Annotated in this window: 19 protein-coding genes; 6 read left to right on the plus strand and 13 right to left on the minus strand. The window is 71.2% G+C overall.

The window, feature by feature from the left end; translation table 11 throughout:
* The first annotated feature begins 75 nt into the window (after positions 1–75).
* Positions 76–279 (plus strand): cold-shock protein, encoded by a 204-nt coding sequence (locus ACQPYA_RS22490; RefSeq protein ID WP_013734973.1) that lies wholly within the window; start codon positions 76–78, stop codon positions 277–279.
* Positions 280–375: 96 nt separating this feature from the next.
* Here the strand turns inward: ACQPYA_RS22490 and ACQPYA_RS22495 are convergent, their stop codons facing one another.
* From ACQPYA_RS22495 to ACQPYA_RS22510, 4 genes are all read right to left on the minus strand, one after another.
* Positions 376–1,266 (minus strand): hypothetical protein, encoded by an 891-nt coding sequence (locus ACQPYA_RS22495; RefSeq protein WP_433529076.1) that lies wholly within the window; start codon positions 1,264–1,266, stop codon positions 376–378.
* Between the two features lie 161 nt (positions 1,267–1,427).
* Positions 1,428–3,095 carry a CocE/NonD family hydrolase gene (locus tag ACQPYA_RS22500; RefSeq protein ID WP_433533571.1) on the minus strand — a complete coding sequence of 556 codons (1,668 nt, stop codon included), beginning with the start codon at positions 3,093–3,095 and terminating at the stop codon, positions 1,428–1,430.
* Positions 3,096–3,202: 107 nt separating this feature from the next.
* Positions 3,203–4,120 (minus strand): transglycosylase SLT domain-containing protein, encoded by a 918-nt coding sequence (locus tag ACQPYA_RS22505; RefSeq protein ID WP_433529077.1) that lies wholly within the window; start codon positions 4,118–4,120, stop codon positions 3,203–3,205.
* A 123-nt stretch (positions 4,121–4,243) separates the two neighbouring features.
* Positions 4,244–5,599: a DedA family protein gene (locus ACQPYA_RS22510; protein WP_433529078.1), complete on the minus strand. Its 1,356-nt coding sequence runs from the start codon at positions 5,597–5,599 to the stop codon at positions 4,244–4,246.
* A gap of 122 nt (positions 5,600–5,721) precedes the next feature.
* Between ACQPYA_RS22510 and typA the strand changes: the two genes are divergently transcribed.
* Together typA and ACQPYA_RS22520 are read left to right on the plus strand one after the other, a co-directional pair.
* On the plus strand, positions 5,722–7,590 hold the full coding sequence (typA, locus tag ACQPYA_RS22515) for a translational GTPase TypA (protein ID WP_433529079.1): 1,869 nt from the start codon (positions 5,722–5,724) through the stop codon (positions 7,588–7,590).
* A gap of 81 nt (positions 7,591–7,671) precedes the next feature.
* Positions 7,672–8,571, plus strand: coding sequence for a serine hydrolase (locus tag ACQPYA_RS22520; RefSeq protein WP_433529080.1), 900 nt, complete (start codon positions 7,672–7,674; stop codon positions 8,569–8,571).
* Here ACQPYA_RS22520 and ACQPYA_RS22525 read toward each other — a convergent pair.
* Both ACQPYA_RS22525 and ACQPYA_RS22530 read right to left on the minus strand, forming a co-directional pair.
* A complete protein-coding gene (locus ACQPYA_RS22525; RefSeq protein WP_433529081.1) occupies positions 8,525–9,319 on the minus strand; it encodes a tyrosine-protein phosphatase in 795 nt (264 codons plus the stop codon). The two genes, ACQPYA_RS22520 and ACQPYA_RS22525, sit on opposite strands and share 47 nt — an antisense overlap.
* A 376-nt stretch (positions 9,320–9,695) precedes the next feature.
* Positions 9,696–10,691, minus strand: a complete 996-nt coding sequence (locus tag ACQPYA_RS22530; protein WP_433529082.1) for a TerC family protein — start codon at positions 10,689–10,691, stop codon at positions 9,696–9,698.
* A gap of 250 nt (positions 10,692–10,941) precedes the next feature.
* On the opposite strand from ACQPYA_RS22530, the gene ACQPYA_RS22535 reads away from it, so the two are divergent.
* Positions 10,942–11,235: an antibiotic biosynthesis monooxygenase family protein gene (locus ACQPYA_RS22535; protein WP_433529083.1), complete on the plus strand. Its 294-nt coding sequence runs from the start codon at positions 10,942–10,944 to the stop codon at positions 11,233–11,235.
* A 165-nt stretch (positions 11,236–11,400) separates the two neighbouring features.
* Here the strand turns inward: ACQPYA_RS22535 and ACQPYA_RS22540 are convergent, their stop codons facing one another.
* Positions 11,401–12,255, minus strand: coding sequence for a helix-turn-helix domain-containing protein (locus tag ACQPYA_RS22540; protein ID WP_433529084.1), 855 nt, complete (start codon positions 12,253–12,255; stop codon positions 11,401–11,403).
* A 104-nt stretch (positions 12,256–12,359) separates the two neighbouring features.
* Positions 12,360–14,468: an excinuclease ABC subunit UvrB gene (gene uvrB, locus ACQPYA_RS22545; RefSeq protein ID WP_433529085.1), complete on the minus strand. Its 2,109-nt coding sequence runs from the start codon at positions 14,466–14,468 to the stop codon at positions 12,360–12,362.
* 299 nt (positions 14,469–14,767) lie between these two features.
* Here uvrB and ACQPYA_RS22550 point away from each other — a divergent pair, with 299 nt between their 5' ends.
* Entirely contained in the window at positions 14,768–16,417 is a 1,650-nt protein-coding gene (locus ACQPYA_RS22550; RefSeq protein ID WP_433529086.1) for a hypothetical protein, read from the plus strand.
* Positions 16,418–16,496: 79 nt separating this feature from the next.
* Here ACQPYA_RS22550 and coaE read toward each other — a convergent pair whose 3' ends face one another.
* The 5 genes from coaE to ACQPYA_RS22575 form a co-directional block, all read right to left on the minus strand.
* Entirely contained in the window at positions 16,497–17,678 is a 1,182-nt protein-coding gene (gene coaE / locus ACQPYA_RS22555; protein WP_433529087.1) for a dephospho-CoA kinase, read from the minus strand.
* 454 nt (positions 17,679–18,132) lie between these two features.
* On the minus strand, positions 18,133–19,620 hold the full coding sequence (gene rpsA / locus ACQPYA_RS22560; protein WP_433529088.1) for a 30S ribosomal protein S1: 1,488 nt from the start codon (positions 19,618–19,620) through the stop codon (positions 18,133–18,135).
* Positions 19,621–19,974: 354 nt separating this feature from the next.
* The gene (locus ACQPYA_RS22565) at positions 19,975–20,799 is read right to left on the minus strand and encodes a class I SAM-dependent methyltransferase (protein WP_433529089.1); all 825 of its coding nucleotides are present in this window, start codon (positions 20,797–20,799) and stop codon (positions 19,975–19,977) included.
* A 58-nt stretch (positions 20,800–20,857) separates the two neighbouring features.
* Positions 20,858–21,193, minus strand: coding sequence for a PPC domain-containing DNA-binding protein (locus tag ACQPYA_RS22570; protein WP_433529090.1), 336 nt, complete (start codon positions 21,191–21,193; stop codon positions 20,858–20,860).
* A gap of 6 nt (positions 21,194–21,199) precedes the next feature.
* Entirely contained in the window at positions 21,200–22,486 is a 1,287-nt protein-coding gene (locus ACQPYA_RS22575; protein WP_433529091.1) for a helix-turn-helix domain-containing protein, read from the minus strand.
* Positions 22,487–23,046: 560 nt separating this feature from the next.
* Here ACQPYA_RS22575 and ACQPYA_RS22580 point away from each other — a divergent pair.
* Entirely contained in the window at positions 23,047–23,511 is a 465-nt protein-coding gene (locus ACQPYA_RS22580) for a helix-turn-helix domain-containing protein (protein WP_433529092.1), read from the plus strand.
* The last annotated feature ends 55 nt before the right edge of the window (positions 23,512–23,566 follow it).

Here is a 23,566-nt window from a genome sequence, read left to right on the forward strand (position 1 = left end):
GTTACTGTCGGGAAGGTATCGGGCGATCACCGGCGCGGAGCCGGCGGTCGCCCGCGTGGAACAGGGAGAGAACGCATGGCAACCGGCACCGTGAAGTGGTTCAACTCGGAAAAGGGCTTCGGCTTCATCGAGCAGGATGGTGGTGGACCCGACGTCTTCGTCCACTACTCGGCGATCGCGTCGAGTGGCTACCGGGAACTGACCGAGGGCCAGAAGGTCGAGTTCGACGTGACCCAGGGTCAGAAGGGCCCGCAGGCGGACAACGTCCGCTCGCTGTGACCTGCGCCGCCACGGCGGCCGAGTGACCTGCGCCGCCACGGCGGCCGACGCCCGATCGCGGCCGCACCTGCCCGGCCGCGATCGGTCGGCCGGTGGTCAGGCGGCCAGGCGTCGGGCCAACTCCTCCACGACCTGCCGGGCGACGGTGGGCGGGATCGCCCCGGCGATCTGCTCGGGAGTGAGGCCGGCCAGCACTCCGGTGATGATCGCCTGCTCGTCGGTGAAGTCCTTCTTCGACAGCGCGTCCAGCGCCGTCTGAAGCGCGGTGAGCTGCGAGCCGATGCTGCGCAGCGTCGGGTGCGAGACCTGGAACTTCGGGTCGATGTGATCCTCGCCCATGGCCATCCGGGTGTAGATCTGCCCGACCGGGTTCCGCCCGTCGAGCACCGTGAGGTTGCGGTGGACGGTCTTCAGCCAGTTGTGCTCCTCGGGTGTCATGTCGGGCTCCTCCTGCTTGATCAGTCCGATGGTGGTCAGGTAGCGACGGAACAGCGGCGTCTGGTCGCGGTTCGCCTTGATCGAGTCGCGGAAAAAACTGAAGTGGGTGTGCCACAGGTGGGACCGGTCCCCGGTGTTGCGCCGACCGAGCCGGTCCCAGCGCCGGACCACCTTGCCGTCCGGCGAATAGATGATCTCGCGCAGGTCACGGGTGTCCGGGGCGTTGGCGACGCACTGCGCCACGCACCAGGTCGAGAAGGTGGCCAGGTCGTGGTTGCGTCCACCGGAGCTGACCCGGAACGTGCCCACGTCCAGGGCGGCCGCGTCGAGGGTCAGCCCGCTGCGGTCCCGGGACGACTCGACCACCGAGTAGTCGTTCGTGACCACCCGGTCGGATCCGCAGTGATAGCCCCCGCGGTGGTTGGCATCGCCGACGATGCCGACCTCGTTGGGTTCGAGATCCTCGTCGCGTACCCGGTTGGGGTCGCGGTTGAGGTGTTCGAGCAGTAGGCCGCGGACGGCCAGTAGGTTTGCCGGTGCCCGCGTCATGGGTCTCCCCTCAGCGGTCTCGTCGGGAGCCGGGCACGACGGTGACACCGCGTCGCGGTGGGGAGGCCTCACAGGCGGGCCCGGCCATCGGGTGCACAGCGCCGGGCGTGCCCCAACGATAGCCCCGAATCAGATGAATGCCCAGCTCAGCGCCGCATTGTTCACCTTGGAAAAGGCTGTGAGGCAGAGTGGACGATCGGGAGGACCACTGCGGACGGATGATCGGGATCGTGGATGATCTCGCGATATCCGCCACGGAGCGTGACGGCGGCACCGAGGGGTTCGCCAGTGCCGGGGTTGCGGGAGTAGCGAGGGTGGGCGCCGCCGGAGAGCTGTAGCCGCAGCCGGTGACCCGGGGCGAACCGGTGGGCGGTGGGCCACAGTTCCACCGGCACCACGACCGCACCCGTGTCGTCGGCGTGGAAGCGCTCCGGATCGAGCCGGACCAGCCCGTCGCAGACGTTCCAGGATCGGCCCCGACGGTCCACGTCGCACAGTCGCACGAAGACGTCCAGGTGGCTCAGCTCGCTGCGCAGGTGGATCTCCGCCCGCACCGGCCCGATCACCTCGACCGCGTCGGTGAGCGGATCGCTGCTCCAGGTCAGCACGTCGGGGCGGGCCTCGACCGGGCGGTTGTCGAACGCTCCGGCGCGCTGGGCCACCAGCAGCGGGCCGCCCAGCGACGGGGTGGGGTCGGCGGGGTCGTACCAGAATCCGTCCGGCGGCGACGGCACGGCGGCCGAGGTGCGCAACGCGAACCCGGGGTGCAGGTACCACCGGGTGGGGTGGGCCGGCGGCGGCCAGTCGGGCAGGTCGCGCCACCCGCCACCGGCGCCACCGACGTGCACCCGCACCGGCGCATCGCCGGCCCGGCCAGCGGCCCTCCCGGCGAGGTGCGTGTCGAGCCAGCGGAGCCCCTCGCGCAGGGCGGCCACGAAGAGCCCCAGGCTGCCGTGGGTCCACGGCCCGACGGTCAGCCGCGGGCGGGCACCGGTGGCGCGCAGCGCCGCGAAGTCGCGCAACTGGGCCGGCAGGAAGATGTCGTGCCAGCCGGTGACCATCGCCACCGGGGCCCGCACCAGATGCAGCCGGTCGTCGAAGACCCGGCTACGCCAGTAGTCGGCCTGCGGGGTGTGGTGCCGCAGCCACTCCTGAAAGAACGGCACGGTCACCCCGGTGGCGACCCGGTCCGCCTCGACCAGCGGCAGATGGGACAGCGCGGCGGCCAGCCGGGGCTGCCCGCGCTTGAGTTCCCACTGCCGGGCCAGCCACGGCACGGTCTGCGCCTGGAGCAGCTCCGTCCAGGTCAGCACGGTGTCCAGGGCGAACGACTCGCCGGCATAGGTCGAGTCACGGGTGGTCGAGGCGGTGACCACGGCGACCATCGCCCGCAGTTCCTCGCCCGCGTCGGCCGCCAGGGCCCACTGCACGAAGCCCTGGTAGCTCGCGCCGAACATGCCGAACGCGCCATGCCACCAGCGCTGCCGGCGCAGCCAGTCGAGGGTGTCCAGCCCATCGTCCCGCTCGTGCACGAACGGGTCGAACGACCCGCCCGAGCCGCCGGTGCCCCGACACGACTGGATCACCACGTGGAATCCCTGCTCGGCCGCGAGCCGGCAGAGCAGCCGCATCGGCCCGCCCCGGCCGTACGGGGTGCGGATCAGCACGGTGGGCGCGCCCACCAGGTCGGGGGCGTAGTGGTCGGTCCGCAGGATCACCCCGTCGCGTACCCGCAGCGGGATGTCCCGGGTGACTGCGATCCGGCGGGTACGGGCCGGAGGCAGCCGCAGCGCGGCGGCGGCGAGCCGGGAGGCGAACCGGTCCAGCACCTCGGCCTCAGCCCGCCCGATGCCGGGGTCCGACGCGGGCGGGTCGGACCGCGCCCCGGTGCCGGCCACTCGCGACCTGACTCGCCATCACGCTCCTGCCCCCGCTCTCAGTAGCCCAGGCAGACGCACTCGGTCATCAGCGCGCGAACGTTGCGTACGTAGCTCGGGTTGGGGATGGCCAGCGGCTGCCCCTCCCGAGCCACCGCCGCGTGACCGTAGTTGTACGCCGCGATGACCGCGTTGAGCAGGCAGGAGTTCAGCTCACCGGAGGTGCACAGGCTGGCGTCGAGCCGGTAGTCGGAGTCGAAGTACATGTCACCGACGTACTTGGTGAGCCAGGCCAGGTAGGTGCCGCCGAGGTAGGCGTTGTCCCGGTGGTCCCGCACGTCGTAGCCCTGCCCGAACCGCTGGTTCATCCAGGTCGCGGTCTCCGGCATCACCTGCATCAGGCCGATGCCGCCGTCACAGGCGATGATGTTGGACTGCCAGCCGCTCTCCTGCCACGCCGTGGCCTTGACCAGGTTCAACGGGATGCGGATGTCCGGCGCCGAGGTCGGCCAGTAGGTGCGCGCCGCCGCGTCGGTCAACGCGGCCCTGACCTGCGCCCGGGTGGCCTGATCGCCCTGGTAGCTGGGCTGGCAGCCGCTGGGCGCCGGCTTCGGCGGAGCCGGTGGCCGGTTCGTCTCCGTCGGCGGCTTCGGCACCGTCCGTGGCGCGGTGACCGTGCGCTTGGGCTTCGGGCTCGGCTTCGCCGACGGCGACGCGCTGGCGCTCGCACTGGCACCCACCCGCGGGGCGGTGCCCATCGACTCCACCGCCGACGGGGTGGCGCTCGGCTCGCCCGCGTCGTCCGGCTCGACGGGCTCCGGCGTCGAGTCGGCCACCTCCTCCGCCACCTCCTCGGGCAGCGCGACCGGGGCTGGCGCCTCCCCCGCAGGGGCGTCCACTCCGGCGCATCCGCCCGCCGCGACGAGCAGCAGCCCGGCGGCGAACGCGATGCCCAATCGGGTGGCGATCCGTCCCATGTCGACCCCCTTCGGCACTGACGAACCCGCCGACCCTAACAGCTCCCGACCGCCCCACGAGGCCCCGCGCAGCCGCCCCGGAGCCGCTCGGACCGCCCGAGAATCCCCGCGTGCCCGCCGGCCTCATCCGGGTGCCGGCGCCCCGCCGGCCGTCACGGCACGGTCCCGGGTGGCCCAGGCGACCATGAACACCGCGGTCCAGGCCGCCCCCAGCAGCACCGCGCCGACAGTGCCGCTGGCGGTGCTCAATCCCAGGTAGAGCCGCGCGCCACCGACACCGACCACGCCGGCTGCCGCGGCGGTCCAGACGGCCACCGCGACCGGCCACCGCGCTCCCCGCGACAGCAGCCAGGCCAGCGTGCACAGGCTCGCGGTCACCACCGCGTTCTGGGTGGAGAAGAGCGCCACCCGGCCGCCGCCGGCCAGATCGGCCACCAGCGCCAGCACGACCAGGGGCACGAAGGCGCCGATCGTGCCGACCACGCTGAGCAGGTCGGCCCGCCAGGGCCGGTGCCGCCAGGCCTGCACGGCGGCCACCAGGCCGACCACCACGATCAGCGACGAGCCCCGCAGCACCGACACCGCGGCCTGGGTCGCCTCCACCGCGTCCGGGGTACGCCGCGCGGCGAACCAGCTCGCGATCACCCCGTCGACCAACGCCAGCCCGCTGTGCCGGACCACCGCCCGCAACAGCCCGGCGATGGCCAGGCCGACCACGAAGAGCAGCAGCACCCCGGCCGCCAGGTTCGCCAGCAACGCCCACGCCGGCCCCAGGCGCAGGCTGAGCAGGAAGAACAGCAATCCGTACCGGGCCGACAGCCACCGCACCGGCGGCAGCCGGGCGGCCCGCGCCAGCAACGCCCGCACCGGGTCGGGGTTGCGGCCCAGCCACCGGCCCGCCAACACCACCGCGACCAGCGCCGCCACCAGCACCAGCACCGCCCCGGTCGCCTGGCCGAGCAGCCGGGACACCGTGTCGTACGACTCGCCGGCGAGATTGCCGACCAGCACCGACCCGCCCGCCCAGCTCGCCACGCCGGCCAGGTTCCAGGGCGCGAACCGCCGGTACGGCATGCCGGCCGCCCCGGCGAGCCGGGGCACCAGGGTCCGGGCGAACGCGACCCAGCGGGCCGTGAGCACACCCCGGCCACCCATCCGGCCGAGCATCGCGTCGGCCCGGGCCCACCGCTGCGGCCCCACCCGGGCACCCCACCGGCTGGCCCGCAGCCGCGGCCCGTAGCGCCGGCCGGAGCGGAACGCCACCGCGTCGCCGACCGCGGCGGCCAGGATCATCACCAGCAGCGCCGGGCCGAGCCGCAGCGTCCCGGTGTACGTGAGGAAGCCGACCAGCAGCAGGGTGGCCTCCCCGGGCGCCACCAGCCCGATGATCAGCGCCGTCTCGGCGGCCACGACCAGCGCCGCCACCACGTAGATCAGCCACGGGGGCAGGCTCTGCACCGAGTTCAGCAGATCGTGCACGGCGCCCCCGGATCACCTCGGCAACTGCCCCGCAAGTGTGACAGCGGTCTCGGTGGCGAGCTTCACCACCCGGGATGACCCCGACGCCACGCCGCCACCGCACAGGCGGGAGGATGGAGCCCATGCAGCTTCGCACCGACCTCCGCAACGTCGCCATCATCGCTCACGTCGACCACGGCAAGACCACCCTGGTCGACGCCATGTTGCGGCAGGCCGGCGCCTACGGCGCCCGGGGCGAGGTGACCGAGCGGGTGATGGACTCGATGGACCTCGAACGGGAGAAGGGCATCACCATCCTGGCCAAGAACACCGGCGTGCGCTACCTGCCGGCGGACGGCTCGGGCCCGGTCACCATCAACATCATCGACACTCCCGGGCACGCCGACTTCGGCGGCGAGGTCGAGCGCGGCCTGACCATGGTCGACGGGGTGGTGCTGCTGGTCGACGCCAGCGAGGGGCCGCTGCCACAGACCCGGTTCGTGCTCCGCAAGGCGCTCAAGGCCCGCATGCCGATCATCCTGGTGATCAACAAGGTGGACCGTCCCGACGCCCGGATCAAGGAGGTCGTCGACGACACCTACGAACTCTTCCTCGACCTCGACGCCGACGAGGAGCAGATCGACTTCCCGATCGTCTACGCCTGCGCCCGCGACGGCATCGCCTCGCTGGCCCAGCCCGCCGACGGCTCGGTGCCGGACGACAGCCACAGCCTGGAGCCGCTGTTCCGCACCCTGCTGGACACCATCCCGCCGCCCGCGTACGACGAGCAGGCCCCGCTCCAGGCGCACGTCACCAACCTCGACGCCTCCCCGTTCCTCGGCCGGCTCGCGTTGTGCCGGGTCCGGCAGGGCACCATCGCCAAGGGCCAGTCCGTAGCGTGGTGCCGCACCGACGGCAACACCCAGCGGGTACGCATCTCCGAGCTGCTGATGACCGAGGGGCTGGAGCGCAAGCCCGCCGACTCGGCCGGGCCGGGCGACATCATCGCCGTCGCCGGCATCCCCGACATCATGATCGGCGAGACCCTCGCCGACGCGGAGAACCCGATCCCCCTGCCGTTGATCACCGTCGACGAGCCGGCCATCTCGATGACCATCGGCACCAACACCTCACCGATGGTGGGCCGGGTCAAGGGCGCCAAGGTCACCGCCCGGATGGTCAAGGACCGCCTGGACAAGGAACTGATCGGCAACGTCTCGCTGCGGGTGCTGCCCACCGAGCGCCCGGACGCCTGGGAGGTGCAGGGCCGCGGCGAGCTGGCGCTGGCGATCCTGGTCGAGCAGATGCGCCGCGAGTCGTACGAACTCACCGTCGGCAAGCCGCAGGTGGTCACCCGGGAGATCGACGGCAGGACCTGCGAGCCGGTGGAACGGCTCACCATCGACGCGCCGGACGAGTACCTCGGTGCGATCACCCAGCTGCTGGCCACCCGCAAGGGCCGGATGGAACAGTTGGTCAACCACGGCACCGGCTGGATCCGGATGGAGTGGCTGGTCCCGGCACGTGGCCTGATCGGCTTCCGGACCGAGTTCCTCACCGAGACCCGGGGCACCGGCATCCTGCACCACGTCTTCGAGTCGTACGAGCCCTGGTTCGGCGAGCTGCGTACCCGTAACAACGGCTCGCTGGTCGCCGACCGGTCGGGCGCCGTCACCGCGTTCGCGATGACCAACCTCCAGGAGCGCGGCCAGCTCTTCATCGAGCCCGGCACCGAGGTGTACGAGGGCATGATCGTCGGGGAGAACTCCCGCTCCGACGACATGGACGTCAACATCACCAAGGAGAAGAAGCTCACCAACATGCGCTCCTCCACGGCCGACGAGACCGAGAAGCTGATCCCGCCGCGGAAGCTCTCCCTGGAGCAGGCCCTGGAGTTCTGCCGCGAGGACGAGTGCGTCGAGGTCACCCCGGCCGCCGTACGCATCCGCAAGGTCGTGCTCGACCAGACCCAGCGGGCCCGCACCGCCGCCCGCCGCAAGCACGCCGGATGAACCTGCACACACGTTAAGAAGGGGCCCCTTTACCTCACCAGGCGTTAATAAGGGGCCCTTCCTTTCCGTTACCCTCGGCGGGTGATCTTCGGGGAGGTGGACGCGGGGCTGGACGAGGTGCCCGGCGTGGTCTCGGTGTACGCGGGGCGGCTCGACGCCCCGCCCAGCTGGCTCCGGCACGCCGACGTCACCCACTATGCGGCGAGCACGATGAAACTGGCCGTGCTCGCCGCGCTGCACCGCGCCGCCGAGGCCGGCCGGCTCGACCCGGACGCCCCGGTCGAGATCCGGAATCGGTTCACCTCGGCCCGGCCGGACGCGCCCCCGTTCTCCTGCGCCCGCCACGAGGACAACGACGACGCCGTCTGGGACCGGCTCGGGAAGCACGCCCCGCTGCGCTGGCTCGCCGAGCGGATGATCGTACGATCCAGCAACCTCGCCACCAACCTGGTCATCGAACACGTCGGCCTGCCCGCCGTGGCCGAGGTCTGGACGCTGGCCGGCGCCCGGCACAGCGTCACCGGACGGGGCATCGAGGACTTCGCCGCCCGCCAGGCGGGCATCACCAACCTGGTCACCGCCGCCGACCTGGCCGCCCTGCTCGATGCCGTCGCCACCGGCGCCACCCGCCCCGGGCCGATCGCCACCCCCGCCGGCTGCGCCGCGATGCTCGACGTGCTCCGCGCCCAGCAGGTCCGCCAGGACATCGCCGAGGGGCTGCCCGCCGGCGCCCGCCTCGCCCACAAGAACGGCTGGGTACGCGGAGTCCGGCACGGCGCGGCAGTGGTCTACCCCGACGACGCCGACCCGTACCTGCTGGTCGTCTGCACCACCACCCCGCTCGCCGACGACCAGCGCGGCGACCGGGCCGACGCCGCCGCCCGCCGGCTGGCGGCCGACATCTCCGCCCGGGTCTGGCGGGCCCGCCACGACCTCACTCCAGCAGGTTCGCCCGCAACGCCGCCGTCAGCTCCTCGGTGATCCCCAACCCGTCGCGCAGGTACGCCCCGAACGACCCGTGCACCCGCCGCACCTCCGCGTACCCGGCGTCCAGGTACTCCGCACGGACCTCCAGCACCGGCCGGACCGCCGCCTCGTCCAGCCCGGGATGACGCCGCCGCATCGCCTCGATCAGCACCTCGCGCAGGCTCGCGGTCAACGGGTTGTTGGCCAGGTAGTCGGCCCGGATCGCGGCCTCGTCCACACCGAGGGCGTGCAGCAGCACCACGGTCAGCCAGCCGGTGCGGTCCTTGCCCGCCGAGCAGTGGTAGACCAACGGCAGGTTGCTCCCGTCGGCCGCCAGCCGCACCGCCGTGGCGAACCCCTCCCGGGCCGAGTCCCCGGTGACGAACCAGCGGTAGATCGCCGACATCGCCGCCGGCGTGCCCTGCCGGGCCAGTTCCGCGTACGCGTCCAGGTCGTGGCCGAGCAGCACCGCCGAGACGTACGTGAAGACCGGATGCGCCGGGTCGTGCACCGGCAGGTGCACCAGCCGAGGTTCGCCGGGCAGCCGGTCCGGCGGGGCCACCGACACCTCCGAGTGGGCCCGCAGGTCCACCACGCAGGCCGGGTCCAGCTTGGCCAGCACGGGCAGGTCCTCGTCGGTCAGCCGGCCCAGCGCCGGGGTACGGATCAGTCGGCCCGGACGCACCCGACGCCCCGCCACCCCGATCATGCCGCCCAGATCCCGCGCGTTGGGCGCACCCACGAGTTCCCAGTCTCCGGCCATCGCGCCTCCCCTTCGCCGCTGCTCGCGCTCCTAGCCTGCCGCACCCGACGAACGGGGCGGCACACGCCCGCCTGCGCACCGCCCCGCCCGCCGTTGCACCATCCGAAGTAAAGATTCGGACTGATCATTGATTGATGTCAGAAACTTTCATATCGTTCGCGAGGACGGGGGTGCAACCGGCCGGGGGTGGGCGTACAGCAGGGTGCCGAGGCGGTGGCTAGGGTCGCCATCGCCGCCCTGTGGAGTTCTCCCACCGCGGTCCGACCGGGCGACGCCCCGACGCTCGGTAGACCCGCCGACGTCGGGGCGTGGGTCGCCGGCATGAACGCCGACCGGCGCGTACCGAGTCAACTCCCGCTCGGCGGGCGGGTGGACCTCAGTGCACCTTGGTGAGTTCGCGGCGCCGGTCCCGGGACGACTTGATCAGGCTGGCGGCGGTGGCCAGGGCCAGCGTGCCCAGTACCACCGACAGGGACATCCAGATCGGGATGTGCGGCGCCCAGCCAACGGGCGCGCCGTGGTTGACGAACGGCAGATTGTTCTCCGCCAGCGCCTCCAGGATCAGCTTGACCCCGATGAAGCCGAGCACCACCGCGAGGCCGTAGCTCAGATAGATCAGCCGGTCCAGCAGCCCGCCGAGCAGGAAGTACAGCTGTCGCAGCCCCATCAGCGCGAAGACGTTGGCGGTGAAGACGAGGTACGGCTCGTGGGTGATGCCGAAGATCGCCGGGATCGAGTCGAGGGCGAAGATCAGGTCGGTCGTGCCGATCGCGATCATGACGATGAGCATCGGGGTGAACATCCGCCGGCCGCCCTCCCGGGCGGTCATCCGGGCACCGTGATAGCCCCGGGAGATCGGCAGCGCTCGCCGGCTCCACCGGACGAGCACGTTCTCCTTGAACTCCTCGTCGGCCGACTCGCCCTGCCGGGCCAGGTTGATCGCGGTGTAGAGCAGGAACGCCCCGAAGAAGTAGAAGACCCAGGTGAACTGTGAGATCAACGCCGCGCCGGCGGCGATGAACCCGCCGCGCATAACCAGCGCGAGCACGATGCCGATGAGCAGCACCTTCTGCTGGTACTGCCGGGGCACCGCGAAGCGGGCCATGATGATCATGAAGACGAAGAGGTTGTCCACGGAGAGGCTGTACTCGGTCAGCCAGCCGGTGTAGAACTGCCCCGCCACGCCGGCCCCGGCGGTGAGCCAGAGCCCGCCACCGAAGAGCAGGGCCAACCCCACGTAGAGAGTGACCCAGAGGCTCGACTCCCGCACGCTCGGCTCGTGCGGACGGCGTCCGATGATGAGCAGGTCCACCAGGAGCACCACGGTCAGCACGACGAGCGTAACCGCCCACACCAGTCCGGACACGTTCACAGTCTCATTCCTCCGGCAGGCAGGCGGCAACCGGCACACCGTACGCCCCGGCGACAGCGCGCCATACGCCGGTGACGTCCGAACGGCCTGCGACGGCCCGCACCTCCCGCCATGCTTCCTAGGAGGCTAGGTGGACGGCTCGGGGCAGCGTCGCTCGTGGAATCCGGCGCGGTGGGCATTCCAGACGGCCCGCGCCGGAACAGTTACCGCGCCGGGGTCGGGCCGGCGACGGCATGGCAGGCTACGGGGCATGGTGCTTGAGGTCGCGCTGATCGACGTCCTGCCGGGCCAGGAGGATGCCTTCGCCGATGCGTACGCGCAGGGCCACCCGGTCCTCGCCGGTGCACCCGGCTGCCGCTCGGTGCGGATGACCCGGGGCGTCGAGTCCCCTTCCCGTTTCGTGTTGCTGGTCGAGTGGGACTCGATCGAGGCACACGAGGAGAACTTCCGGGCCACCGACCGGTTCGTCCGCTGGCGGGAGCTGATCGGGCCATACTTCGCCGCCCCGCCGCGGGTCGAGCACTTCGTCGACGTCCCCGCCTGACGCCCCAGCCTGACGCTGCGGCGTCGCGGTCGAGTGCCCCGGTCGGGACGCCACGGCGTCGCGGGTCGGAGAAAATGTCACACCGCCGGCTTATAGTGCGCCTCGTGTCGGCACCGTTCCCGACGGGCTACGGGGGCGCCGGGCCCGGTGCCGACGCGCGAGCGGTCAACCGTCGAGCCGGCCGGCCAGCACCCGCGTTGTCTCGTCCTGCGACAGCGCCGCCTCCAGCAGGCACCCGGTCATCTGCTCGTACCGGTCGACGTCGGCGGCGGTGGTCAGCCGGACGTCCGCGGTCAGCGCCTCCAGCATCACCGTGCGCGGGTCCGCCGGGTCCGGAAAGGAGTAGCAGGAGAAGGGCGTGAGCGGCGCCGGACCCCGCCCGGCCCCGGTCGGCAGCAGCCGGATCGTCACGTGCGGCAACGCGGCCAGGTCGAGCAGGTGGCGCAGTTGTTCGCGCCAGATCTCCACCGGGTCACCGGCGGGCTCGCAGGCCACCTCGGTGACCAGCGCCGTGTAGCGGGGCGGATCGGCGCGCCGAAGCACCGCGTGCCGGGCGGCGCGGGCCCGCAGGTCGGCCTCCACGTCCACGCCCCGATCGATCAGCTGCCCGGCGGCGATGCGCAGCCGGGCGTACGCCGGGGTCTGCAACAGGCCGGGCACCACGGCCGGCTGGTATTCGACGATGCCCGCCGCGCCGGCTTCGAGTTCGGCGTAGGTGCGCTGCCGCTCTCCCATCTCGCCCAGCGACTTCCACCAGCCCCGACTGGTCGCGGCATCGCGAGCGATGACGATCAGCGCGTCCCGCTGCGTCGCGGACACCTGGTAGACGTCGAGCAGGTCGAGCACGTCGGCCAGATCCGGGCGGCTCTGCCCCAGTTCGATGCGGGACAGCTTGGAGGTGGACGCCCAACCGAGCCGTTCACAGACCTGTTCCAGAGTCAGCGCCGCACGCCGCCGGAGCTGGCGTAACTCGGCGCCAAGTCGCGCGCGTCGAATGACCGGACTCGTTGGCAACGGCATCCCCGCCTCCCCATCGAGGGAGAGTACGCACGGCGATCACCCAGCGCAATAGGATGCTCGCATTCCGCTACTCCCACCCGGTAGGAAGTGGACACCCGCCCGGGTCACTTCACCCCGGCGGCATCCATGCCCCGCAGCTCCTTCTTCAGCTCGGCGATCTCGTCGCGGATCCGGGCGGCCAGCTCGAACTGTAGATCCCGCGCGGCGGCGAGCATCTGGTCGTTGAGCTCCTGGATGAGCTGCGCCAGCTCGGCCCGGGCCATCCCCTCCCGGGCCGGGGCGCCGGTGCCGGCCGGGACCCGGCTGCGGGTCTCCTTCACCGGGGCCTTGCCGCGGGACAGCTGCCGCACCGCGCCGCCGACCCGGGTCGCCTCGGTGTCCTCCGCCTCACGGTAGATGTCGTCGAGGATGTCGTGGATCTTCTTCCGCAGCGGCTCGGGGCTGATCCCGAGCGCCTCGTTGTGTGCGGTCTGCTTGGCCCGCCGCCGGTTCGTCTCCTCGATCGCGTCCGCCATCGACGGCGTGATCTTGTCGGCATACATGTGCACCTGTCCGGAGACGTTGCGCGCCGCCCGGCCGATGGTCTGGATCAGCGACCGCCCGCTGCGCAGGAAGCCCTCCTTGTCCGCGTCGAGGATCGCCACCAGGGAGACCTCGGGCAGGTCGAGACCCTCGCGCAGCAGGTTGATGCCGACCAGCACGTCGTAGTCGCCCCGGCGCAGCTCGCGCAGCAGCTCCACCCGGCGCAGCGTATCGACCTCGGAGTGCAGGTAGCGCACCCGGATGCCGTTTTCCAGGAGGTAGTCCGACAGGTCCTCGGCCATCTTCTTGGTCAGCGTGGTGACCAGCACCCGCTCGTTTCGCTCGGTGCGGAGCTTGATCTCGTGCATCAGGTCGTCGATCTGGCCCTTGGTGGGCTTGACCACCACCTCCGGGTCGACCAGGCCGGTCGGGCGGATCACCTGCTCGACGAACTCGCCCTGAGCATGCTCCAGCTCCCACGGGCCCGGGGTGGCCGACAGGAAGACCATCTGCCCGACCCGTTCCAGGAACTCGTCGAACCGCAACGGCCGGTTGTCGGCGGCGCTGGGCAGCCGGAAGCCGTGGTCGATCAGCATCCGCTTGCGGGAGGCGTCGCCCTCGTACATGCCACCGATCTGCGGGATGGTCACGTGCGACTCGTCGACGACGGTGAGGAAGTCGTCGGGGAAGTAGTCGAGCAGGCAGTGCGGCGGGCTACCGGGCAACCGGCCGTCGATGTGCATCGAGTAGTTCTCGATGCCGGAGCAGAAGCCGACCTGCCGCATCATCTCGATGTCGTACGTGGTGCGCATCCGCAGCCGCTGCGCCTCCAGCAGCTTGCCCTGCCGCTCCAACTCGGCCAGCCGCTCGGCCAGCTCGGTCTCGATGCCGCGGATGGCCCGCTCCATCCGCTCCGGACCGGCCGCGTAGTGCGTCGCCGGGAAGATCAGCAGGTGGTCCACCTCGCGCACCACGTCACCCGTGAGCGGGTTGAGATAGTACAGCTTCTCCACCTCGTCGCCGAAGAGCTCGATCCGTACGGCGAGCTCCTCGTACGCCGGGATGATCTCCAGCGTGTCGCCGCGGACCCGGAACGTGCCGCGCTGGAACGCCATGTCGTTGCGGGTGTACTGGATGTCGACCAGCCGGCGCAGCAGCTGGTCGCGGTCCAGCTCCTGGCCGACGGCGACGCGCACCGCGCGGTCGAGGTACTCCTCCGGGGTGCCCAGGCCGTAGATCGCGCTCACCGTGGCCACCACCACCACGTCGCGGCGGGTGAGCAGCGACATCGTCGCCGAGTGCCGCAGCCGCTCGACCTCCTCGTTGATCGAGGAATCCTTCTCGATGTACGTGTCGGTCTGCGGGATATAAGCCTCGGGCTGGTAGTAGTCGTAGTAGGAGACGAAGTATTCCACCGCGTTCTCCGGCAGCAGCTCGCTGAACTCCTTGGCCAACTGCGCGCAGAGCGTCTTGTTGGGCGCCAGCACCAGCGTCGGACGCTGCAACCGCTCGACCAGCCAGGCCGTGGTGGCGCTCTTGCCGGTGCCGGTGGCGCCGAGCAGCACCGTGTGCCGGTCGCCGCGGCGCACCCGCCGCTCCAGATCGTCGATCGCGGCCGGCTGGTCGCCGGCCGGCTGGAACTCGCTGACGACCTGGAAACGGCCGTCGAGCCGGGGTATGTCGAGCGCCATGACCCCCACCGTACGCCCGGGGCCCGACAGTCCGCGGCGACTACGCCTGGCACCTGATCCGCTTCGATATTCGCATTGTGTGGTTCTTCTCACCCGGCTACGCTTTTGCCGTAGGCCGCTCGCGGCGGCCGACCGGGCCGGTGGCGAGCCGCACAGGCCGCGCCGCCCCCGGCACAGAGGGTCGCAGCACCCGGCCTGTCCGGCGTGCGCACCCGACGTGGTCGCGCTGAAGGCGCAGACCGGCCGCCGCGAGCGCCGTGGCCTCGTCACCCGATCCCGGTCCGGCCCGTTCAACCTCCGTGGAGAACAGCTCACGACCGACACCCGGCGCACCCGACACCGACCGTCCCGGTCCGGACGACCCGGCCGGCGGCCCCACCCGACCCGGCCGCCCGGCGACCGCTCTCGGCGGCCCGGCCGGCCGGCGGCACCGCACCGGTCCACGGCGGCACCGGGCCGGCATCCTGCCACCCGCGGTCCTCGGTCTCACCGGTTCCGATCCGGTGCCCGGCCAGCCGGGGCGGCGGCCCGGGGTCCGTCGGGCCCCGGCGTTCTCCGGTGTGCTCGACCTCACCGCCGGTGACCCGACGGAGGCGGACGACCTCGCCGGGACGGGCCCGCAGACCGGCGCGGCGCGGCGCATCGGCTCCCACCGGCGTCGACTCGTCCTGGCCGGGCTCGCCCTGACCGCCGTGCTCTCCGCCGTGATGCTGGTCGCCACGCTGGTCAACTGGGCCCCCGACGGCCCGGCGCCGCGGGAGATGACGACGGCCGAGCGGGAACGGCTGGCCGCCCTGCGGGTCACCAACTACCGCGACCTGCGCGCCGGGCTGCACGTCACGGTCGATCGCGGGACGGGCCGCACGGACCTGCTCGGCTGGGTCGACTGGGCCCGGCAACTGATCTACCTGGACGTGGGCGGGCCGGGCGCGGGCGCGCTGCGGGGGCTGGCCCAGGCCAGCCCCACCGTGCTGCTGGTCCGGCCCGATCCGGGGGCGGTGCCGACGCCCGCCACGCCGCCGCTGATACCGCCGGCCGAGGGCTGGCGACTGCCCGCCGATCGTGGACTCGATCCGCTGGTGGGTCTGATCTTCGCCCTGGCCGCCGACCGCCCGGAGCCCGTCGACGGGCTTGCCGGCCGCTGGGTGGGCCGGGAGCGGATCAACGGGGATACCGTCGACATCCTGGAGGGGCCATCGCCGGGTGCCGGACCCGCCTCCACCGGCGCCACCGCCCCGGCGGAACCCACCGGCGACGGCCGGGCACGCTACTGGCTGGACGCGGCCGGCCGGCTGCACCGGCTGGCGGTCACCCTCCCCGGGGTCGGGCCGGTGAGCGTACGGCTGAACCGGGCCGACCGGCCGACGCTCCGGCCGGTCGACGCGCTGGGCGGCCGGCCCGGTTTGCCCCGCGCCCTCGACACCGCCGAACGGGACCGCTGGCACCGGCTGCCCGCCCGGTTGCGGGCCGCCGGCGGGGCCGAGGTGACCGTGACCGGTCCCGTCTCCGCCGGCACCAACCTGCGCGGCGCGGGCTGGCTGAGCTGGACCGCGGGCACGGCGTACCTCGGCGTGACCGATCTGGACGCGGAGGGTCCGCGTACCCTGGTCCGCCGCGACCGCGACGGGTTCACCCGGATCGACGGCCCCGCGGCGGGCAGCGGGGCCGGGCCCCGCCGCTGCCCCCGCCGGCGACCGGCTGGCGGGCCGCACCGCACCGCACCGAAGCCCTCGATCCGCTGCTGGAGGCGGCGCTGCGAGCGGCCCGGGGAGCCGGGCCGCAGGGCAGCGTCCGGCGGGTACGCGGCGACAGCCTCGCCGGCGCCCCGGTCGACATCATGGAGGTCGACAGCGCCCGGGGCCCGACGCGCTACTGGGTCGACCGGGCCGGGCTGCTACGCCGGGTGGAGCAGCCGACCCGCTCCGGCGCCTGGGCGCAACTCGACCTGACCCCCGGCAAGGTGCCACGGCTGACACCGGACCCGACCCGCTGACCCGCCGGGCGCGGCGTGGCGGGCGGTGCCCGCGATCAGGGATGCCAGCCGGTCCGGGCCGCCCACTCCTCCGCCCGCAGGTGCTCCTCGTCGAACCACGGGTCCTTCGCCGTGGCGTACGCGCCGCTCTCCGGCGCGGCAGCCGCCAACTCCCGCTTGAGCAGCAGGTACGCGGCCCGGCGGTCAGGGTCGGCCCGCAGGTGGTCGCGCATCAGCAGGGCGTACCGCCAGCCGGGTGAGCCGGTCTCCCGCAGGTGCAGGTGGACCGGGCGGGCCGGATCGGCGCTGCCGTGCAGCCGCTTCTCCCAGCGACCGCTGCCGGCCGGCCGGGGGTTGTCCCACCAGTCGCCCGGCAGCCGGGGGAAGCCGGCCTCGGCGAGCCGGTCGGCCAGCGGCCCGTCGGCCTCGGCCAGGGACGGCACGCTGAGCTGGATGTCGATGACGTCCTTGGCGGCCAGGCCGGCCACCGCGGTCGATCCGATGTGGTCGATGCGCAGGTCGGCCGGGGCGACCGCGTGCCGGATCCGGGCGGCCAGCCGGGCGTACTGCTGCGGCCAGGTCGGGTCCGGCTCGGCCAGCGTCACCCGGCGTGCCCGGACCGCCCGCCGGTGCCGCAGGTTGGCCTCGAAGGGCACCAGCCGGTCGTACCAGAGCGCGTCGGCTGCGGCATGCAGCTGCCCCAGAGTACCGTCGTTGTTGATCAACACGTCCGCCTCGGCGGCCCGACGGGCGTCGTCGGCCTGGGCGGCGATCCGCCGCTCGGCCTCCGCGCGGGCCATCCCACGGTCGCGGGCCAGCCGCTCCAGTCGGGTCGCCACCGCCGTCTGCACCACGATCACCAGGTGGTACGTGGCCGCCAGCCCCACCTCGACCAGCAACGGTACGTCGTTGACGAGCACCGCCTCCGCCGGTGCGGCGGCGACCAGCTCCGCGGTACGGGCCCGCACCCGGCTGTGGACGATGGCCTCCAGCCGGCGACGGGCCGCCTCGTCGCCGAAGACCAGGTCACCGAGGGCGGCCCGATCGAGGGCACCCTCGGCGTCGAGAACCCGCTCGGAGAAGGCGGCGACGACCTCGGCCAGCCCGTCGGTGCCGGGGGCGACCACCTCGCGCGCGACCTGGTCGGCGTCGACGAGCACCGCGCCCCGCTCCACCAGCCGCCGCGCCACGGCGCTCTTTCCCGACCCGATCCCGCCGGTCAACCCCACCCTCAGCACAGCACCCAGTCAACCCGATCATGCCGGTCCCACCAAACCTGACCGCGCCGACCGCACGCCTCAGCCTTTCCACCGACCTGCCCCACGGGGGGCGGGCCTGCCCCGCGAGGGCGGGCCTGCCCCGCGCGAAGGCACCCACGTGCCTATCTCGCGGGGGAAGATCACGCTCGATCACGGATCGAGTGGCCTCATCGTCGCGACCAGGCCACTCGATCCCTGATCGAGCGTGATATTGCGGCAGCCACCACGCGGGGCGGCCTTGCCGGGTGGTCGCCGCCCGCACTCCGCCTCGGCTCGACCGAGGACTTCGACACCGGGCCCAGGTGCATGCGGGGGAGCGCCACGACGAAGGCCCCGCCGCGACCTGGAGTACCAGGTCGGGGCGGGGCCCGTCGTCGTCGGCGACAGCTCCGGGTCGCGGCGTCAGAGGCGCCGGACCGGAGTTGTCAGAGGCTCACTTGCCGCCGGCGAGCTTCTCCCGCAGAGCGGCGAGCGCCTCGTCGGTGGCCAGCGTACCGGCCGGCTCCTCGGCCTGCCGGCTCGGCGCGGCGCTGGTCGAGGTGGTGGTGCCGGTGGCGGCGGGCTGCGGGTTGGCAGCGGCCTCGGCCTCGGCGGCCCGGGAGGTCTGCACCTGCTTCTGGTGCGCCTCCCAGCGCAGCCGCGCCTCGGCGTACTGCTGCTCCCACGTCTCGCGCTGCTTGTCGTACCCCTCGAGCCACTCGCCCGTCTCCGGGTCGAAGCCCTCCGGGTAGATGTAGTTGCCCTCGGTGTCGTAGGTCGCGGCCATGCCGTAGAGGGTCGGGTCGAAGTGCTCCTCGCCCTCGACGAAGCCCTCGTTGGCCTGCTTGAGCGAGAGCGAGATCCGGCGACGCTCCAGGTCGATGTCGATGACCTTGACCATGACCTCGGAGCCGACCTGGACGACCTGCTCCGGGATCTCGACGTGGCGCTCGGCCAGCTCGGAGATGTGGACCAGGCCCTCGATGCCGTCGTCCACCCGGACGAAGGCGCCGAACGGCACCAGCTTGGTGACCTTACCCGGCACGATCTGCTGGATCGCGTGGGTCCGGGCGAACTGACGCCACGGGTCCTCCTGGGTCGCCTTCAGCGACAGCGAGACCCGCTCGCGGTCCAGGTCGACGTCCAGGACCTCGACCTCGACCTCCTGGCCCACCTCGACCACCTCGGACGGGTGGTCGATGTGCTTCCAGGACAGCTCCGAGACGTGCACCAGACCGTCCACGCCGCCGAGGTCGACGAACGCGCCGAAGTTGACGATCGAGGAGACGACGCCCTTGCGGACCTGCCCCTTCTGGAGCTTGTTGAGGAACTCGGTGCGCACCTCGGACTGCGTCTGCTCCAGCCAGGCCCGGCGGGACAGGACCACGTTGTTGCGGTTCTTGTCCAGCTCGATGATCTTGGCTTCGAGCTCGCGGCCCACGTACGGCTGGAGGTCACGGACCCGCCGCATCTCGACCAGCGAGGCGGGCAGGAAGCCGCGCAGCCCGATGTCGAGGATGAGGCCACCCTTGACCACCTCGATGACCGAACCGCGGACGACGCCGTCCTCGTCCTTGATCTTCTCGATCGTGCCCCAGGCCCGCTCGTACTGCGCCCGCTTCTTGGAGAGGATCAGCCGCCCCTCCTTGTCCTCCTTCTGGAGGACAAGGGCCTCGATGTGGTCACCGACCGAGACGACCTCAGCCGGGTCCACGTCGTGCTTGATCGACAACTCGCGCGAGGGGATGACGCCCTCGGTCTTGTAGCCGATGTCGAGCAGGACCTCGTCCCGATCGACCTTGACGACGGTGCCTTCGACAATGTCGCCGTCGTTGAAGTACTTGATGGTCTCGTCGATCGCGGCGAGGAAAGCCTCCTCAGAGCCGAGATCGTCGACGGTGACCTTGGTGGCGCTCGAGGGGGCCTCGATGCTGCTCGTCATGTGGGCGGTTGCTCCGGTCGGATGGTGTGTCACAGCAGGCTGGTGTCGCGGTGACCTGTGCGCGCCAACGGATCCGCCGGCGGGCCCACCTGGAAATCGCTGAACGAGATCTTGATGTGACTCCGTCGACCGCGCACCTGCTCCCTGCCGAGGCACACGATCCGCGAGCGCATCCTCTAGCCTACCCGCTGCATTACCACAGCGTGCAAGCCCTCCCGTCTCCTCGCGACCTCGCCACCTGCGAAAGAGGAGATTTCTGGCGGTAAGGGGCCCGAGCTGTCTCGTCCGTCACAGGGACACCATTCGTCCCGTGGCCTGAGGCTCTGTGATGCCGAGGTGAAAACCTGCGTTGGGTCACGAAGCGACTGGACGCCGGGCTACGAAGATGGCGGTGCCAGGGAACAGCCGACCGCGTAGCGGGCTCCACTGGCCCCAGATCTCCTCGTGCCCTGCGGGCCACTCCGGCTCGACGACATCGCAGAGGACGAAGCCGGCGGCGGTCAACTCCCGGACACGATCACCGAAGGTGCGGTGCGCCTCGACGTAGGTCGGCACACCCGCCGAATCCTGTTCGATGTAGGGGCGGCGGTCGAAGTAGGAGTGGACCGCCATCAGGCCACCCTCGCCGGGATCGTCCAGAAAGACCCAACGCATGGGGTGGGTGACGGCAAAGATCCACGCCCCGCCGGGGCGAAGCACCCGGAACACCTCGCGCATGAGGGCTTCGGAGTCCGCGACAAACGGAACGGCACCGAACGCGGTGTGCACGGTGTCGAACGTGTCTGCGCCGAACGGCAGCGCCAGGGCGTCCGCCTGCACGAGCGGCACATGCACGCCGGAGCGTTCGGCGGCCAGTTTGGCGTGTCGCAACATGCCGGCAGACAGGTCCAGAGCCGTCACGTCGGCCCCTTGACCGTCCAGCCACCGTGAGCCCGCAGCCGCGCCGCAGCCCAGTTCCAGCACCCGGGTCCCTTTGACGTCACCGAGCAGCCGCACGTCCGCTTCCCGTAGGCCCTCGGGGCACCAGACAAGGTCGACATCCCCGAGGAACGCGCCGTGTTCGTCCTGGTAGTTGTCCGCGTCCTGGTCCCACCAACGGCGGCTCGCCGCCCTGCCCTCGGCGTCGGAGACAGTGCGCCGGGTGACGGCGGGCTCGGCGTGGGGTGGGCTGTCGTCCATCCCGGTAACGGTACGGATCGCGGCAACCAGCACGACAGCAGGTGCCGAGCACTTACCCCTACTGCAACGGCAGCGTGTACGCGTGCACGAAGAAGGTTTCGACGCGCGCCCAGTGCAGGTGACCGGCAAGTGCGGCGTCGCCCTCCCGGCCGAGGACCACGTGCACGTGGACTTTGCCGTCCCGGATCTCGCCCGTGCCGCCCAACTCGAACGGCTGCCGGTACTCGTTGACGATATCCGTGCTTGCGTCGTCCGCAGGCATGTTGCTGATCGCGCACTCGTCGACAGCGCCGATGAGAGAGACGATTGCGCCGTTCGCTATGCCCTCTTCTGCTGCACGCCGGGTAAGCGTGTCGATCACTTCTTCACCAGGCTTGACGCTCAACAGCTTCATGGCTGCTTATCCAATCGCTAGAGGAGTGGCACCCGCCAGCACTGCCGCATATGCGCGCAGGTTCTCGCGGCACGGTTCGTTCTTGACGGCCAACATCAGAGCCGATCGCATCCCCGTGTCCTTGGCATCCACGCAGTTCGCGAGCAGCACGGCGCTGCACCATCGGGCGGCGGCGTCTCGGTTATTCGTGAGTTCATCGGCAAGGCGGCGTGATGCCCACGCTTTGGTGTCGTCGCCTTCGCCAAGTGTCCAGACGGCTGCGTGTGTGTTTGTCTCGCCGGTTAGATCGGCTGCTCGTTCCCATGGCAGTTCTAGGACTCGACTGGCGACGGCTGTGACGTAGAGGTGTCGGGCGTCTTGGTCGCTGCGGATGGCCGAGATTGCCGCGTCGCCCAGGTCTGCCGCTCCGATCTTAGCGAGGATGCCGGCGGAGTTGACTCTCAGGACTGCGGTGGCACCGCTTCGCATCCATGCGGTCAGGCCCCGGCGTGCGCCCTCGTTGTCGGCTGCAAGTGCGCTGATGGTTAGGTCGGTGGCGTGGCTCGTCTGCGCTGTGGCGAGCAGATGTCCGCTGCCTTGTGCGATGTCGCCGAACACACGGTGGGCAACCAGAACGTCAGTCAGTGCGGGGTCTGTGAATCGGTATGCTCCGCCTGCTGTGCGTACAACGTGTGGGTGCGTGTTCAAGCGATGAGCAACCGGCTGCGAGACTTGAGAAGAGTGCAGCTCGTCTTTGCGGTTCTGCCAAAGGTGCCATGCGAGCCACTCGACGGCTTCGTGGTCGCCAATCGGCTGCCCTGGCATCGATGGGTCGTACAGAAACCCGCTGGCGGCGGTGGCTGCCGTCGAGGTGAAGAACTGGCGGCGGTTCACTGTGCCCTCTTTCTCGTCCAGCTTTCCGCTGGCGGCGGGCAGGGCGAACCACAATCGGTCTTCCGGTATGTGTAGCACTGCTGCCCACTGCGCCAAGCGGTCAAGGTGGACGACGGGGGGACCGTTCTCGATCCGGCTTAGTTGAGCTTGGCTCATGCCGACCCAGGAAGCGGCCTGATCTTGAGATATCGGTTGGCGGCCATGGTAGGGGTGTGTTCGCCAGGCCCGGATCACCCGGCCCATGTGACGGTCTTGTAGCGCTTGGTCAAGGACGGCCTCGTTCCAGAAGTCGGCCGGCACCTCCGGTGCCGCCCCTGGCTGCTGGCGGCCGTGGGATGCGCAGGGCGAGCAACGGTCCCCTGTGTTGTCGCGTGCGAGCCGTACGCCGCAGCGGCAATAGCGGTGGCGGGTCGATGTCATCTTGGCGTCCTTGCGTGGCTGCCGAGCCTTGATGGTAGGCAGTGCCTCTCCAAAATCCCATCCGAGCGCCGGTTGTGCCTATGCATGAGACGCATATTGACATCCGCCCTCTGTCATGTTGCCGAAGGTCTGACCTCCGGCATCGTGTCGTAACGATAAGCGACAAGTCGATTACGGCGCTGCGGCTCCTGTTTGCGCTGCTCAATCGGTGCGGGCAGGTAGTCGGCGCGGTGCGCTAGGCCGGACGACATCCGGCCTGTCCTCTCGCAGCGCGTTCGGCCATGCAGCGTGAAGGGCGGTTACGGATGGGCATGTATCCCGGCGGCGAACAGGTTGATGCCGCGCAGGTGGCGCTTGAGCGGCACGCGGTGTCGAGCGCGGATGGCAGGTGCTTGAGCTGCGGAACGGCGGGGCCGTGCGCCCCCCGTGAGGCGGCGGTTCTGGTGTTCACGCGATCACTGCGTCTGCCCAGCCGGCGGCCCGGGGCTACTCGCCCGGAGCTGATCGGCGCACGTCGTGTCGGTGTGCCCATGCTGCTCGCGGCTCGGTAGGTCGCTGTGATGACAGTTGCCACCGCCGCGTTGATCCCGTTACGCCCGGCTCTTGAGCAGGTGACCCCGGAAACGGTGGCGGAGGCTCGTCGGTTGCTGGGGGCTCGGTTAGCGGACATGCGTACGGCTGCCGGTGTCAGACAGGTGGACCTCGCTCGGATGGTGCGGTGGTCCCGCAGCACGGTCGCCAACGTCGAGACGGGACGGCAGTCAGCTCCACGGGAGCTCTGGTTGGGGTGTGATCTTGCTCTGGGTGCTCGCGGGCTGTTGGTGGCCGCGTGGGTGGAGACCGAGGCGCTGTCGAATCGCTTGCGCGACCAGGTAGCGATGGAGCGAATCAGGCTGCGGTTGTCTGAGTCGCCGCCAAGGTGCGTGTGCCGCGATCTTCAACGCCTGCTGAGTGAGGTGGCTGCGTCGGCGCAGCCCGGCCGTCCGACTGTCGTCCGAGCGGTTCGGCGGCAGCGCCCTGGATGACTCGCTCTGCCCTTCTGCGGAGCGACTGAACTCGCGCGGCGAGCGGTGACCCGGG

It is taken from the genome of Micromonospora sp. CA-263727, assembly GCF_050942455.1.
In the GTDB taxonomy this organism is placed as follows: domain Bacteria; phylum Actinomycetota; class Actinomycetes; order Mycobacteriales; family Micromonosporaceae; genus Micromonospora.